Consider the following 12,925-nt stretch of genomic DNA (forward strand, 5'->3'; position numbering starts at 1 on the left):
TCTGTACGAACTCTGTGCTAGTCGGCGCAATACAGCCGACAACTGGTCCGCGACATAGGACCAAAAACGCTGAAAGTCAAGGAAAACAGGGAATTCCGCTGGGGGATTGGTGAATGAACATCCTAAATGGAGAAGCCGGCTATCGTTCGCAAGCAAAGAAATTGTCTTTTGCCAATTATCGGTTCAGTTGAGGTAGGTCGTGAGCTTCAGTCCGGCGTTCAGGAAATGAATGGGATCGACGGCATTACCGCCTCGGCGAACCTCGTAGTGCACGTGCGGCCCCGTTGAGCGCCCGGTGGATCCGGCTCGTCCAACGACGTCGCCGGTGACAACCGTGTCGCCCTCCTTGACCAGGACTTTTGACAAATGGCCGTAGCGTGTCGTCGTGCCTTGGCCGTGGTCAATCTCGACCATGTTGCCGTAGCCGCCAGAAGGGCCAGCCGTGACGACCCTGCCGGAACCTGTCGCCTTCACCTCCTGACCGGTTTCGGCCTCGAAGTCGATTCCGGCATGCAGTGCCAATTTTCCGAGGAAAGGATCAATGCGATTTCCGAAGCGGCTGGTTATCGCATGGCCGGGGGCTGGATTGCCGAATGGCAGGTCGCGTGCCGTTTCACGCACGCTTTCCAGGCGGCTGAGAGCTGCATCGAGCTCGTCGAGCGAGGCGTCGAATGTGCCAATGTCTACCTGAGGCTCCACATAGGGGCCGCCGACGCCGTCGGCAGGGCCGGCTTTCGACGCGGAGGCGACCTCCACACCGGTCCGTCTGAGGATGGCGGTGATCGCATCAGCGGTATGCGATGCGCCGGTCGTCAGGTCGGCGATCTTGACGAGTTGTTCCTTCTCGAGGTCTTTCAGCGAAAGCGTCACCCTGGAAAAGACGCGATCGGCTCGATCGGAGATGTTTTCGCGCAGTGATGTGTAGCCAAGGGCACTGGATGTGTCGAGTGGTGTAGCAGCGGTCTTTCCGGAGAGCAGTTTGTCGATGGCCTGCAAGCCACCGCCGCCGTTCATAGACGCCTGACGTTCCTTCAGGGGCGACTGCAAGGTGGCCGGAGTAGAAGGCTCCTGTGCCGTCAGCCCCGATTCCTCCGCACGATTCAGCAAGGATCCGAGCTTTCCGTGGCGCGAAAACAATGCGCTCTGCTGTTCCAGCAGCTTCTCAACCTTCTGTTCTACGACCTGCTGATCTAGCAACTGCCGGGAGGTTATTCGGTCCAACTGAGCCCGCAGGGCTGCGATCCGATCCTCGTAGCCGTGCTGCATGCGGGCTTGCCGAGCCATCGTCGCACCGATCAGGTCGTCCCGGATCACGAGATAAGAGGTCGCTGCGAGATAGCCGATCGCAAAAACGGCGAGAAAGCAGAAGGTCAATGCGGCCATCCAAGGCCGAATGATCATATGGCGGACTTTCTCGCCACTGGCGAAAATGAGGACGTGCTGAGGCGCCCGTTTCCCAAATACCCGGCTTTCGGTTCCCTTCGCCACGTGAATCCCCCAGAGATACGACTCGTTTTCGCCGTCGTCCCGTTGATGGGGATTACACATGCTTATGGTTAACGAATAATTGCCTCAGGCGTTACTGCTTGAGCTCAATGAGCGATAGAAGGAGGGCGTCAGGCCCGCTTCTGCCCGCGCGACGTCATTGAACGGGGCTTTGAGGGACCCGCGGAAATTGGCGCGTACCAGTTGCTGAAATGTTGCCGCGGGATCTTTGCGCTCGCGAGCGCAGAGAAAGCGGAACCATTTTGCTCCGACGGCGACGTGCCCCTTTTCGTCGTTGTAGATCACGTCCAGAATCGCCGCCGTCTCGAGATCGCCGCTTTCACGCATCTTCGCCTGCAGCGATGGCGTTACGTCAAGGCCGCGGGCCTCAAGGATCAGCGGCACGACGGCAAGCCGAGCGGTGAGGTCATTGCGCGTAGAATGGGCTGCTTGCCACAGCCCGTCGTGGGCCGGCATATCGCCGTACTCGGCGCCAAGATCGTTCAATCGTGCCCGTACCATCCGGAAATGCTTGGCTTCCTCGAAGGCAACCTGCATCCAGCCGTCGAAGAAGGAATTCGGAACAGGTTCGGTGGCGAAACGCGCAACGATGTCGAGTGCAAGATCAACGGCATTGAGCTCGATATGGGCGATGGCGTGCAGGGTCGCAATACGGCCGTTGACGGTGTGCAGCGAGCGCTTTCCGACAGCTTTCGGCGGCACCAGTTCAGGCTTTTCCGGACGACCGGGACGTTCGGCAAGAGGAGGGTCGAGTGGAGAGCGCAGGGACAGCCGCCGTTCAAACCACCGGGTTGCCGTTTCCTGCGCAAGCCGTGTCTTGATGTCGAGATCGGCCGAAAGAATGGCCGTTGTGGCGCCGCCTCTCAAAGAAGTGATGGAGAATTCTCCCGGCATCTGACCGTCCTGTTATTGCGTCCTGAGGCTTTCAAGAACGTTCTCGGCATGGCCGGCGACTTTAACCTTGGGCCAGATCTTCGCGATCCGTCCGTCCGCGCCGATTAGGAAGGTCGTGCGTTCGACCCCCATATAGGTGCGGCCATACATGCTCTTTTCCTTCCAAACGCCATAAAGATTGGCAACAGCCGTATCTTCGTCCGAACCGAGAATGATCGACAGGGCGTGCTTCTTGGCGAATTTGTCGTGTTTCCTGATGCTGTCCGGCGAGATGCCGATGATGGCAGCCCCTGCTTTTTCAAATTCCGGCAGAAGCGAGGTAAAGGAGATCGCCTCCTTGGTGCAGGCCTCGGTGTCGTCTTTGGGATAGAAATATACGACGACCGGTTTTCCCAAAAACGCTTTCAAAGACACCGTTTCGCCACCGTCGCGCGGCAGTTCGAAGTTCGGGGCAATGTCGCCAACAGCCAATTCTGGCATGGTTTTCCTTTCTTTTGCCGGTATCTTGAATCATATTCGCCGCAATCGGTATATAGTGGCCGGCGAGGCGTCCAGCCACACACGCGAATATGGAAAGACAGATCTCAACCTGATGGCGGAAATTCGCGGAGAAAGGGTCGACTTCAACCGCAAGGACATCGTTCCACTGCACGAACTTCCCTCGGCCCGGGCTGAAGATCCGATTATCTTGAATTGTCCGCCTTTGCCAACGCGGATGAAGAGATTCAGCAAGGTTGTTGCACTGTTCGTGGTGCTGGTCATACTTGCAGTGGGCAGCGCCATTTTCGCAATCGAAGGAGGCGTCGCCGACAGCACGCTTTCGGCACGCGCCCAGGCCGCGCTCAACGATGCGATAGGTCCGCGGTATGCCGCGACCGTCGGTTCTACGGCCATCCGCTTTGACTCCGGCCTTCGCCTTGCCCTGGAAGCGCGCAATGTCGACATCGTCGAGCAGGCAACCGGCGAACATCTGAGCCGTGCCGGCGCCATGCGTATGGCAATCGATCCTCTCGCTCTCTTAAGCGGGCGCATATCGATCAAGCATATGGAGGCAGAAGATATCCGCCTCGATACCGCGCAATTGCCATCGGGAGACCCCCTGCCGCTGTCGGAAGTCCGGGTCGACGGCATGCCGGCGCTCCTCGAGCAGGCTTTCCAGCGTTTTGACGAAGCGCGGGGCCTCATGGAGCGAACAGGGACCGGTTCGATCGATATATCCGGAATCGAGATCCTTCTTCCTGCGGCGCCGGGGCGCAAGCCGATCGCACTTGTCGTGGACGATCTGAAACTGGCCCGCAGCCTCGATGGTGAGGTTGAGGTCACTGGCGCGATAAGCCTCAATGGCCGTCGCGCTACGCTGACGGCCGCGTCGAAGACGATTGAAGGTGTCACCACATCCTTATCGGCGAGGTTGGCTGGACTGGAGGTGACACCTTTTCTGCTCCAGCGAACCGAAGACGGCGCTCCTCGTGAAGGCATCGAAGGGTCGCTTGATCTGGATCTCGCCGCGGTCCGGGCGCGCGAGATGACACAGCCGCGCATCACGGCGATGTTGCGTCAATCTCCCGGGCATTTCTATTTCGATGGGCTTCAACAGTTATTTACAGGCGCAACGATCAATGTTGCCTACGATTTTTCGAAGAACTCGATCGAGCTTCTGAGATCGGAGGCGCGTTTCGGGCCGACCATCCTTCCGTTTACCGGCGCCGTGATTGACCTCAACAGGCTCAATCCGGACGACAAGCGTGTCGGTTTCGGCCTCGATCTTTTGATCAGCGGCGGGACCGCCGTCGGAGCCACGGAAAGTGAAGAGCCCACGCGCTTCGATCTTAAGGCAAACGGGCGTTACCTCTCCGCAGACCGCGAACTGCAATTCGATGAGATGGCGGTCTCCAGCCCCATGGGACGGATGGCGGGGGCTCTCAAGGTCCGTTTTGGAGAACAGTCGCCGGAAATCAGTTTCGGGGCTCAATTGCCGCAGATGCAAGTCACGGCGATAAAACAGCTTTGGCCGTTCTGGATGGCGCGAAGGCCGCGTGAATGGGTGATGGACAATATGTTCGGCGGCACGGTGACGAATGGTTCGATCGCCGTCTTCATTCCGGCTGGCCGGATGAAAGGGCCGGGCGTTCCCATGGATCTCAACCAGAACGAATTGCAGATCAATTTTGACCTTGCCGATGCCCGTATCAACCTGCCAGGCGACATCCCTCCGCTCCGCGATATCGACGGTCGCTTCGATCTCAAAGGAGAGGCGTTGGCAGTGGATATCGCACGTGCCATGTCCTTTTTCCCGTCGGGCCGCTCTGTCGTCGTGGATGGTGGCCGCTTTTCCATTCCCTCCACCTACGCAAAACCGTTGATGGCGGACCTTTTCCTGAAGCTCGCGGGACCAGCCGACGCGGTGACGGAACTTGCAAATTTTCGGCCAATCAGCGCACTCAAGGGGACAGAGTTCAAACCGGAGGACTTCTCCGGGAACGCACGGGTGGACCTGAGGGCGCGCATGGGCCTTATCAAGGCCCACAACCCGCCCGAACCGACCTGGAACGCCCACGCGGAGCTTGACGACGTCAGCCTCGCGCCGGAGTTCTCCGGGCGTAAGATCGGCGCTCTCAACGGAACTCTGGATGTCGACACGCAGGTCGCTCGGCTTGTCGCAAAAGGCACGATCGACGATGTACCGGCCGATATCACGCTCGCCGAACCGATCGATTCGGCCTCGCGCGCCAAGCGCGAGCGGATCATCAAGACCGTCCTCAACAACGAGCAGCGTCGGAAGCTGGCGCCCGGCCTGTCGGAAATTGTCGACGGATCGATATCTGCACAGTGGACCTGGGTCGACGAAACGCGCCAGACCGTGGCGCTGGATCTTGCCCGGGCGACGCTTTCCGTTCCGTGGCTCGGTTGGACGAAAGGCAGCGGGATACCGGCCAAGGCGCAATTCGAACTCTCTGAGGCGGGCGAACATACAGACATCCGGAATTTCGAACTCTCCGGAGAAGGATTCGGTGCTCGCGGCAACCTGTCTCTCAACCGAGACAGTCTGACAGCGGCTGAGTTTTCTCATGTGCAACTTTCGCCAGCAGACAATTATGCGGTTGCGGTGAAACGCGGGAAGGACAGCTTCGACATATCGATCACAGGATCAACCGTAGACGTCCGTCCGGTCATTACGCGGCTCAAGGCTGACAAAGTGAGTGGAAGCGGCGGTGGCCGCGGTCGCGACGACCAGGATAACGCTACGGTCCGCGCCAAGCTTGAGCACCTGATCGGATTTAACGACCAGGTTTTGTCGAATGTGTCGATGCTGTTCTCGAGCCGAAACGGGAGTATCTCGAAGGCCGATTTTTCCGGTATCACGGAAAGCGGGCAAGCGGTCGTCAGCGAAATGAGCCGCGGCGATACAATTTCCCTTACCAGCGGCGATGCCGGTGCCGTTATTCGCTTCATGAACCTTTACAACAACCTGCGAGGCGGGCTCCTGAATCTTCGGCTGAGAGCGGAGGGCGAAGCCTGGGCAGGCTCGCTGGACTTGAGAAGCTTCTCCCTCGTCAACGAGACGAAACTCCAGTCGCTTGTGTCTACGCCCGACCCAGAAGGCCGCAGCCTGAATTCCGCGACCAAGCGCAACATCGACGTGACTTCGGCGAAATTCCAGCGGGGTTTCGCAAGCCTGCTTTACCGCAACGGCGCGCTTGCGGTGGAAAATGGCGTGGTGCGCGGCGAGCAGATCGGCGCGACGTTCCAGGGGCTGGTGCGCGACAGCAAGGGCAATATGGATATGACCGGCACCTTCATGCCGGCCTACGGGCTGAACCGTCTGTTCGGAGAATTGCCGATCATCGGCGCCATCCTTGGCAACGGACGTGATCGCGGCCTGCTCGGCATCACCTTTAAGCTCGAAGGGCCTTTCGACAAACCGCGGCTGACGGTCAATCCGCTGTCGCTGATTGCACCCGGTATCTTCCGACAGATCTTTGAATTCCAATAAAAAGGGCCGCAACTGCGGCCCTCGGGGAAGTCTCTCGTGCCTCCGATCACATCGGACGGACAAGGATATGCTTCTTCTTGCCGAGCGACAGTTTGATGACGCCATCGGCGGTCACCTCACCGGTGCCGATCATCTTGCGTTCGTCGCTCACGCTTTGGTCGTTGATGCGAACCGCACCACCCTGGACGTGACGACGCGCTTCGCCGTTCGACCCGGCCAATCCCGCACGAACGATCAGGGTCAACAGTCCTATACCGGCATCAAGCTCGGCAGCCGGCATCTCGACAGAGGGCAGATTTTCGGAAAGTGCGCCCTCTTCGAAGGTCTTGCGCGCCGTCTCTGCTGCCTCCTCGGCTGCGGCACGGCCGTGCAGGATCGCCGTAACCTCCGTGGCAAGGATCTTCTTGGCTTCGTTGATCTCCGATCCGCCTAGCTGCGAAAGCTTGGCGATCTCATCCATGGGCAACGTGGTGAACAGCTTTGCGAAGCGGACAACGTCCGCGTCCTCGGTATTGCGCCAGTACTGCCAGAAGTCATAGACGGGCAGAAGATCCTTGTTCAGCCAGACCGCGCCGGACGCCGACTTGCCCATCTTGGCGCCGGAAGAGGTGGTCAGCAGCGGCGAGGTCAGCGCATACAACTGAGGCGTCCCCATGCGGTGACCGAGGTCGATACCGTTGACGATGTTACCCCATTGATCCGAGCCGCCCATCTGCAGCCGGCAGCCGTAGCGTTTCGCCAGTTCGACAAAATCGTAAGCCTGCAGGATCATGTAGTTGAATTCGAGGAAGGACAGGGACTGCTCGCGGTCGAGACGTGTCTTGACGCTGTCAAACGACAGCATTCGGTTGACCGAGAAATGCCGGCCGACGTCGCGCAGGAATTCTAGGTAGTTCAAAGGACGCAGCCAGTCGGCGTTGTTGATCATCAGAGCCGGATTGAGCTCGCGATCGTAGTCGAGGTAATTAGCGAAGACGTGCTTGAGCGAGGCGATGTTGTCCTCGATCATCTCAACCGTCATCAGCTTGCGGGCTTCCTCCTTGAAGGAAGGGTCACCGACCATGCCGGTGCCGCCGCCCATCAGCGAGATCGGTTGGTGCCCGGTGGCTTGCAGCCAGTGGAGCAGCATGATCTGGGTGAGATGGCCCACGTGCAGGCTCGAAGCTGTGGGATCATAGCCGATATATGCCGTCACGGTTTCCTTTGAAAACAGCTCATCGAGGCCTGTATCGTCGGAGACCTGATGGATGAAACCGCGCTCGTCGAGCGTGCGTAGGAAATCGGACTTGAACCTGGACATGATCTATCTCTGGCAGGATGGTGTTTTGGATATGTGCCGGGCGTCTAGCACTGTTTTTCCCGCTGATCACTTTAAAAGTGACGCCGAGGATGTTCAAATTCCGTAATGACGCATCCGCAGAGACAGATTCGGCTCTCGATGGGGTTGATCTAGAACATGGTGCGGATCTCTTGCTTCTGCATAGCTAAACATTAACGTTTTTTTGTTTTTGAGGCTTTACTATCTTCTGACACGCTAAACGGGTGGGTGCGGGGTGCTGCAGTGATTGGTTGATGAACGGTCCGGCCTTTCTCCTGGCGGTGAATTTTGTCATCGCCATCTGCTTTTCCCTGGTCTTCGTCGTGGTTTCGACGCGAAGCCGCTCACGAACTGCTGCGCTATGGTTTGCGGCAGGTTTTGCAGTCGCATCGCTGTCATCGCTGTGCGAACTACTTGTTGCCTATACCGAGCTGACAAGATTCTGGGCCTTCGGTGCCTTCGCAGCTGTGCTGGGCGGCCTGCTTCTTCTTCTGATCGGGGTGGGAGAGCTTTATGGCCGCAAGATCAAATTCGCCTATGCCTGCGTTTTTTTGGCCGCAAGCACTGTTTTGGACATGTGGATATACGATTTGCCGCGCGGCACCGTAGCCCATGCTTTTTCTTACCAGGCGCCCTTCGCGATCGTGGTACTGACAGGGGCGGCATCTGTTTTCCTGTCCACCCGCAGACTGATAATCGACAGAGCCCTAGGGGCGTTGCTGTTGGTGACCGGTCTGCATTTTTTTGCCAAGGCGGGTTTGGCAGTACTTTCCGGGGCGGGAACGACCGCCAAGGACTATATCCACACCAACTACGCCCTGATCTCGCAGAGTTCGACAGCCGTTCTCGTCGTGGCGGTCGGATTGACCCTGCTTTCGGTCCTGGTGCTGGAGATCATGGCCGACGAACGCAGCAATTCAGAGAGGGACGCGCTCTCCGGGCTGCCCAATCGACGCGGCTTCGAAAACGGCGTGAAGGCTGCCATGGCGCATGCGGCGAATGCCCGGCATGCAGTCATCATATGCGATCTGGATTATTTCAAGAACATCAACGACACCTATGGGCATCATGGCGGCGATCTGGTGATCCGAGCGTTTGGCGATCTCCTGCAACTGATGGCTCCGAAAAGTGCGGTGCTCGGACGCATCGGCGGCGAAGAGTTTGCTGTCTTCATGCCGAACACGACAGCGGAAATGGCCCTGTTGCTAGCCAATGCTCTCAGGAGCGGAACGATGGGTATTCAGATCGGCGCACTCTCGCCTTCCTTCAGTGTCACCGCAAGTTTCGGGGTGGCCGAAGTCGAGCAAGGCCAGGAATTTGTCGATGCCATGCGCAACGCGGATGACGCTCTTTACGAGGCAAAACGCTCCGGCCGCAATTGCGTCCGGCAGGCCACACCGTCCGCGCTTCCAAGATCTGCACCCATCAAGATCGTGAAATAGCAAGAGGCCGCCGAAGCGGCGGCCCAAAGCTTTTGATAAAATCAGCGGATTCGCTTGGCAGCAGGTTCCGGGACAAGTTCGCCATTGAGGCGACGGTCGAGATAGTCCTCGCATTCCGACATCAAGTCTTCGACGCGGCCGTTAAAGAAGTGGTTGGCGCCTTCGACGGTGCGATGGGTGATCAGGATGCCTTTTTGCGTCTTCAGCTTTTCTACGAGGCCATTGACGTCCTTTTCCGGCGCTACCTTGTCGGCATCGCCGTTGATGATCAGGCCCGAGGAGGGGCAGGGGGCGAGGAAGGAGAAGTCGTAGATATTGGGTTGCGGAGCGATCGACATGAACCCTTCGATCTCCGGACGGCGCATCAGAAGCTGCATGCCGATCCAGGCGCCGAATGAATAACCCGCTACCCAACAGCTCTTCGAGTCCGGGTGGAGGCTCTGTACCCAGTCCAATGCAGAAGCGGCATCCGAGAGTTCTCCCGCGCCGTGATCGAACTCGCCCTGACTGCGTCCGATGCTGCGGAAATTGAACCGGAGCGTCGTGAACCCGCGCTTCTGGAACATGTAGAAGAGCTGGTAGACAATCTGGTTGTTCATCGTTCCGCCGAACTGCGGATGAGGATGGAGAATAAGCGCAATGGGAGCGCTCTTTTCCTTGGAAGGCTGATAGCGGCCCTCCAGGCGGCCAGCGGGGCCGTTGAAAATGACTTCGGGCATCGGTACTCCGGTCAACGTGCTAAGGTTCTACGTTCTAAGGTTCTAAATCGGTCATCACGTCGAGTTTGACTTGACGAAGCCGCTCAGCTTTTCTAAAACCAACTTTAGAACCATTCGAAACTTTGGGCATCTTTGAAGTGACGCCCGATGCGATGTCTCATAAGGCAAGGCTCAAGGAAATTTCAAGGAAAATGCGGGGGCGCCCTGTCTGCCGCCCCTTACCCAACTCCTATTTAGAAGCGGAAACCAAAAGGCCAATGGCGCTGAACCGTATATATCTTGACTGGAACGCGACCGCGCCTTTGAGCGCGCAAGCTCGTGCCGCCATGATGGATACGCTTCGGTTGCCGGGCAATCCGTCATCTGTGCATGGCGAAGGAAGAGCCGCGCGTGCTGCGATGGACAAGGCGCGCCGGCAGGTGGCCGCGCTGGTGGGGGGTGAGCCCGCGCATGTGATTTTCACGAGCGGTGCTACGGAAGCGGCCAATCACGTATTGACCTCGGACTTCCTGATGGGTCGCGCTCCCCTGATAGTTAGCCATCTCTATGTTTCGGCTATCGAGCATCCGGCAATCCGCGAGGGCGGGCGCTTCGAGCCCGGCAGGCTCTCGGAGGTTCCGGTAACACGTGATGGCGTCATGGATCTGCCGGCCCTTGAGGAAATCCTTGGCCTCCACGATCGAAGCTCAGGCCTCCCGATGGTCGCTCTCATGCTGGTCAACAACGAAACCGGCATCGTGCAGCCGGTCGCGGAAGTCGCTCGTCTGGTGCATGCCCACGGCGGGCTGATGGTCGTCGATGCCGTGCAGGCAGTCGGTCGTATCCCAGTTGACATCAATGCGCTGGACGCCGATTTTCTGATCCTGTCCTCGCACAAGATCGGTGGGCCGAAGGGCGCGGGTGCGCTGGTGTCGCGTGGCGAGGCTCTGATGCCGAAGCCGCTGATCCGGGGCGGCGGTCAGGAGAAAGGTCATCGCTCGGGGACCGAGAATTTTCACGCGATCGTGGGGTTCGGCGCCGCTGCGGAGGCCGGGCTGGACGATCTCGGGCAGCGCAGCTCCGCCATAACCACCCTGCGAGACCAGCTTGAGCAAGGCATGCGTCAGGCCGCCCCGGATGTCATCATTCACGGCGCCGAAGTTGGCCGCGTCTGCAATACGTCCTTTTTCACCCTGCCAGGGTTGAAGTCGGAGACAGGGCAAATCGCCTTCGATCTGGAAGGTATCGCACTGTCGGCAGGCTCGGCCTGCTCTTCCGGAAAAGTTGGCGAGAGCCACGTTCTCACGGCCATGGGGCACGACCCGAAGCTCGGAGCTCTACGAATTTCGCTGGGCGCGGATACAACGAGCGATGATATTGCACGCGCACTCGCTGCTTTCGCGAAGATCGCTGCTCGGCGAAAACCGGCGGGAGAGGCCGCTTGAGCCGATCGGTAAATTTGCGGAAGCGCAAATTTCCACTTGCCAAAAGGTGTGAAAACAGCCTTCTGGCGCTTACATAGGGTGGCAGCTGCCGCCCGTGACGATGACAAGAATTGTCGGAATTTGAACCGGCAAGATTTGGAGAATGAATATGCCTGCTGTCCAGGAAACAGTCGAACAGGTCCGCCGGATCGACATCGACCAGTACAAATACGGCTTCGAGACCGTCATCGAAGTGGACAAGGCGCCGAAGGGGCTTTCGGAAGATATCATTCGCTTCATTTCGGCCAAGAAGCAGGAGCCGGAATGGATGCTGGAATGGCGCCTGGAGGCCTACCGTCGCTGGTTGACGATGGAAGAGCCGACATGGGCGCGCGTCACCTACCCGAAGATCGACTTCAACGACATCTATTATTACGCGGCACCCAAGAACGTGACTGGCCCGACCTCCCTCGAAGAGGTGGATCCGGAGCTTCTGAAGACCTACGAGAAGCTCGGTATTCCCCTTAGGGAGCAGGAGATCCTCGCGGGCGTCCAGAAAACCCGGGTTGCCGTCGATGCCGTCTTCGATTCGGTTTCGGTCGTCACAACTTTTAAAAAGGAACTTCAGCAGGCCGGCGTGATCTTCATGTCGATTTCTGAAGCCATCCGCGAGCATCCAGAACTTATCAAGAAGTATCTCGGCTCCGTCGTTCCGGCGTCGGATAACTTCTACGCAACGCTGAATTCGGCGGTCTTCACTGATGGATCTTTCGTCTTCGTGCCGAAGGGCGTCCGTTGCCCGATGGAGCTCTCCACCTACTTCCGTATCAACGAGAAGAACACTGGCCAGTTCGAGCGCACGCTGATCATCGCGGAAGAAGGCGCCTACGTTTCCTATCTCGAAGGGTGCACGGCACCCCAGCGCGATGAAAACCAATTGCATGCGGCCGTGGTCGAACTGGTTGCGCTCGATGACGCCGAAATCAAATATTCGACGGTACAGAACTGGTTTCCGGGCGACGCCCAGGGCAAGGGCGGGATCTACAATTTCGTCACCAAACGTGGCGATTGCCGCGGAGCGCGTTCCAAGATTTCCTGGACGCAGGTTGAAACCGGCTCGGCGATCACCTGGAAATACCCGAGCTGCATTCTGCGAGGCGACGACAGCCGCGGCGAATTCTATTCGATCGCGGTATCGAACGGCCACCAGCAGATCGATAGCGGCACCAAGATGATCCATCTCGGCAAGAACACGTCGAGCCGCATCATCTCGAAGGGCATTTCCGCTGGTAAATCCAACAATACTTACCGCGGCCAGGTGTCGATCCATCGCAAGGCCGAGAACGCGCGGAACTTCACCAACTGCGATTCGTTGCTGATCGGCGACAAGTGCGGCGCGCACACGGTTCCGTATATCGACGTCAAGAACGCTTCGGCAAAGATCGAGCACGAAGCGACCACGTCGAAGATTTCAGACGATCAGAAGTTTTATGTCATGCAGCGCGGCATTCCGGAAGAAGAGGCGATTGCGCTCATCGTCAATGGATTCGTCAAGGAAGTGATCCAGGAACTGCCGATGGAGTTCGCCGTCGAAGCGCAGAAGCTGATCGGGATTTCTCTGGAAGGAAGTGTTGGCTAACACGTGACGG

At 58.3% G+C, this 12,925-nt stretch carries 9 protein-coding genes; 4 read left to right on the forward strand and 5 right to left on the reverse strand.

Features of this window, described 5'->3' with window-relative positions:
* Positions 1-183: 183 nt before the first annotated feature.
* From EDE05_RS22590 to bcp, 3 genes are all read right to left on the reverse strand, one after another.
* On the reverse strand, positions 184-1,488 hold the full coding sequence (locus EDE05_RS22590; protein ID WP_112803223.1) for a M23 family metallopeptidase: 1,305 nt from the start codon (positions 1,486-1,488) through the stop codon (positions 184-186).
* A gap of 84 nt (positions 1,489-1,572) precedes the next feature.
* Positions 1,573-2,400 (reverse strand): ferritin-like domain-containing protein, encoded by an 828-nt coding sequence (locus EDE05_RS22595; RefSeq protein WP_112803225.1) that lies wholly within the window; start codon positions 2,398-2,400, stop codon positions 1,573-1,575.
* Positions 2,401-2,412: 12 nt separating this feature from the next.
* Complete coding sequence (bcp, locus tag EDE05_RS22600) at positions 2,413-2,880, reverse strand: thioredoxin-dependent thiol peroxidase (RefSeq protein ID WP_105369984.1); 468 nt, start codon at positions 2,878-2,880, stop codon at positions 2,413-2,415.
* A 112-nt stretch (positions 2,881-2,992) separates the two neighbouring features.
* Here bcp and EDE05_RS22605 point away from each other — a divergent pair, with 112 nt between their 5' ends.
* On the forward strand, positions 2,993-6,394 hold the full coding sequence (locus tag EDE05_RS22605; protein ID WP_132412999.1) for an AsmA-like C-terminal region-containing protein: 3,402 nt from the start codon (positions 2,993-2,995) through the stop codon (positions 6,392-6,394).
* Positions 6,395-6,440: 46 nt separating this feature from the next.
* Here the strand turns inward: EDE05_RS22605 and tyrS are convergent, their stop codons facing one another.
* Complete coding sequence (tyrS, locus tag EDE05_RS22610) at positions 6,441-7,694, reverse strand: tyrosine--tRNA ligase (protein ID WP_112803227.1); 1,254 nt, start codon at positions 7,692-7,694, stop codon at positions 6,441-6,443.
* Between the two features lie 272 nt (positions 7,695-7,966).
* Here tyrS and EDE05_RS22615 point away from each other — a divergent pair, with 272 nt between their 5' ends.
* Complete coding sequence (locus EDE05_RS22615) at positions 7,967-9,154, forward strand: diguanylate cyclase (protein ID WP_112803229.1); 1,188 nt, start codon at positions 7,967-7,969, stop codon at positions 9,152-9,154.
* A gap of 41 nt (positions 9,155-9,195) precedes the next feature.
* Here the strand turns inward: EDE05_RS22615 and EDE05_RS22620 are convergent, their stop codons facing one another.
* Entirely contained in the window at positions 9,196-9,873 is a 678-nt protein-coding gene (locus tag EDE05_RS22620; protein WP_105369981.1) for an alpha/beta hydrolase, read from the reverse strand.
* A gap of 257 nt (positions 9,874-10,130) precedes the next feature.
* On the opposite strand from EDE05_RS22620, the gene EDE05_RS22625 reads away from it, so the two are divergent.
* Together EDE05_RS22625 and sufB are read left to right on the forward strand one after the other, a co-directional pair.
* Complete coding sequence (locus EDE05_RS22625) at positions 10,131-11,297, forward strand: cysteine desulfurase family protein (protein ID WP_112803231.1); 1,167 nt, start codon at positions 10,131-10,133, stop codon at positions 11,295-11,297.
* A gap of 148 nt (positions 11,298-11,445) precedes the next feature.
* The gene (gene sufB / locus EDE05_RS22630) at positions 11,446-12,915 is read left to right on the forward strand and encodes a Fe-S cluster assembly protein SufB (protein WP_105369979.1); all 1,470 of its coding nucleotides are present in this window, start codon (positions 11,446-11,448) and stop codon (positions 12,913-12,915) included.
* The last annotated feature ends 10 nt before the right edge of the window (positions 12,916-12,925 follow it).

It is taken from the genome of Neorhizobium sp. R1-B, assembly GCF_004368875.1.
GTDB classification, from domain to species: domain Bacteria; phylum Pseudomonadota; class Alphaproteobacteria; order Rhizobiales; family Rhizobiaceae; genus Neorhizobium; species Neorhizobium huautlense.

Coding starts and splice junctions, on each gene's coding strand:
- sufB (WP_105369979.1), top strand. CDS start 11,446: ATGCCTGCTGTCCAGGAAACAGTCGAACAGGTCCGCCGGATCGACATC.
- tyrS (WP_112803227.1), bottom strand. CDS start 7,694: ATGTCCAGGTTCAAGTCCGATTTCCTACGCACGCTCGACGAGCGCGGT.
- EDE05_RS22605 (WP_132412999.1), top strand. CDS start 2,993: ATGGCGGAAATTCGCGGAGAAAGGGTCGACTTCAACCGCAAGGACATC.
- EDE05_RS22615 (WP_112803229.1), top strand. CDS start 7,967: ATGAACGGTCCGGCCTTTCTCCTGGCGGTGAATTTTGTCATCGCCATC.
- EDE05_RS22625 (WP_112803231.1), top strand. CDS start 10,131: ATGGCGCTGAACCGTATATATCTTGACTGGAACGCGACCGCGCCTTTG.
- EDE05_RS22620 (WP_105369981.1), bottom strand. CDS start 9,873: ATGCCCGAAGTCATTTTCAACGGCCCCGCTGGCCGCCTGGAGGGCCGC.
- EDE05_RS22595 (WP_112803225.1), bottom strand. CDS start 2,400: ATGCCGGGAGAATTCTCCATCACTTCTTTGAGAGGCGGCGCCACAACG.
- bcp (WP_105369984.1), bottom strand. CDS start 2,880: ATGCCAGAATTGGCTGTTGGCGACATTGCCCCGAACTTCGAACTGCCG.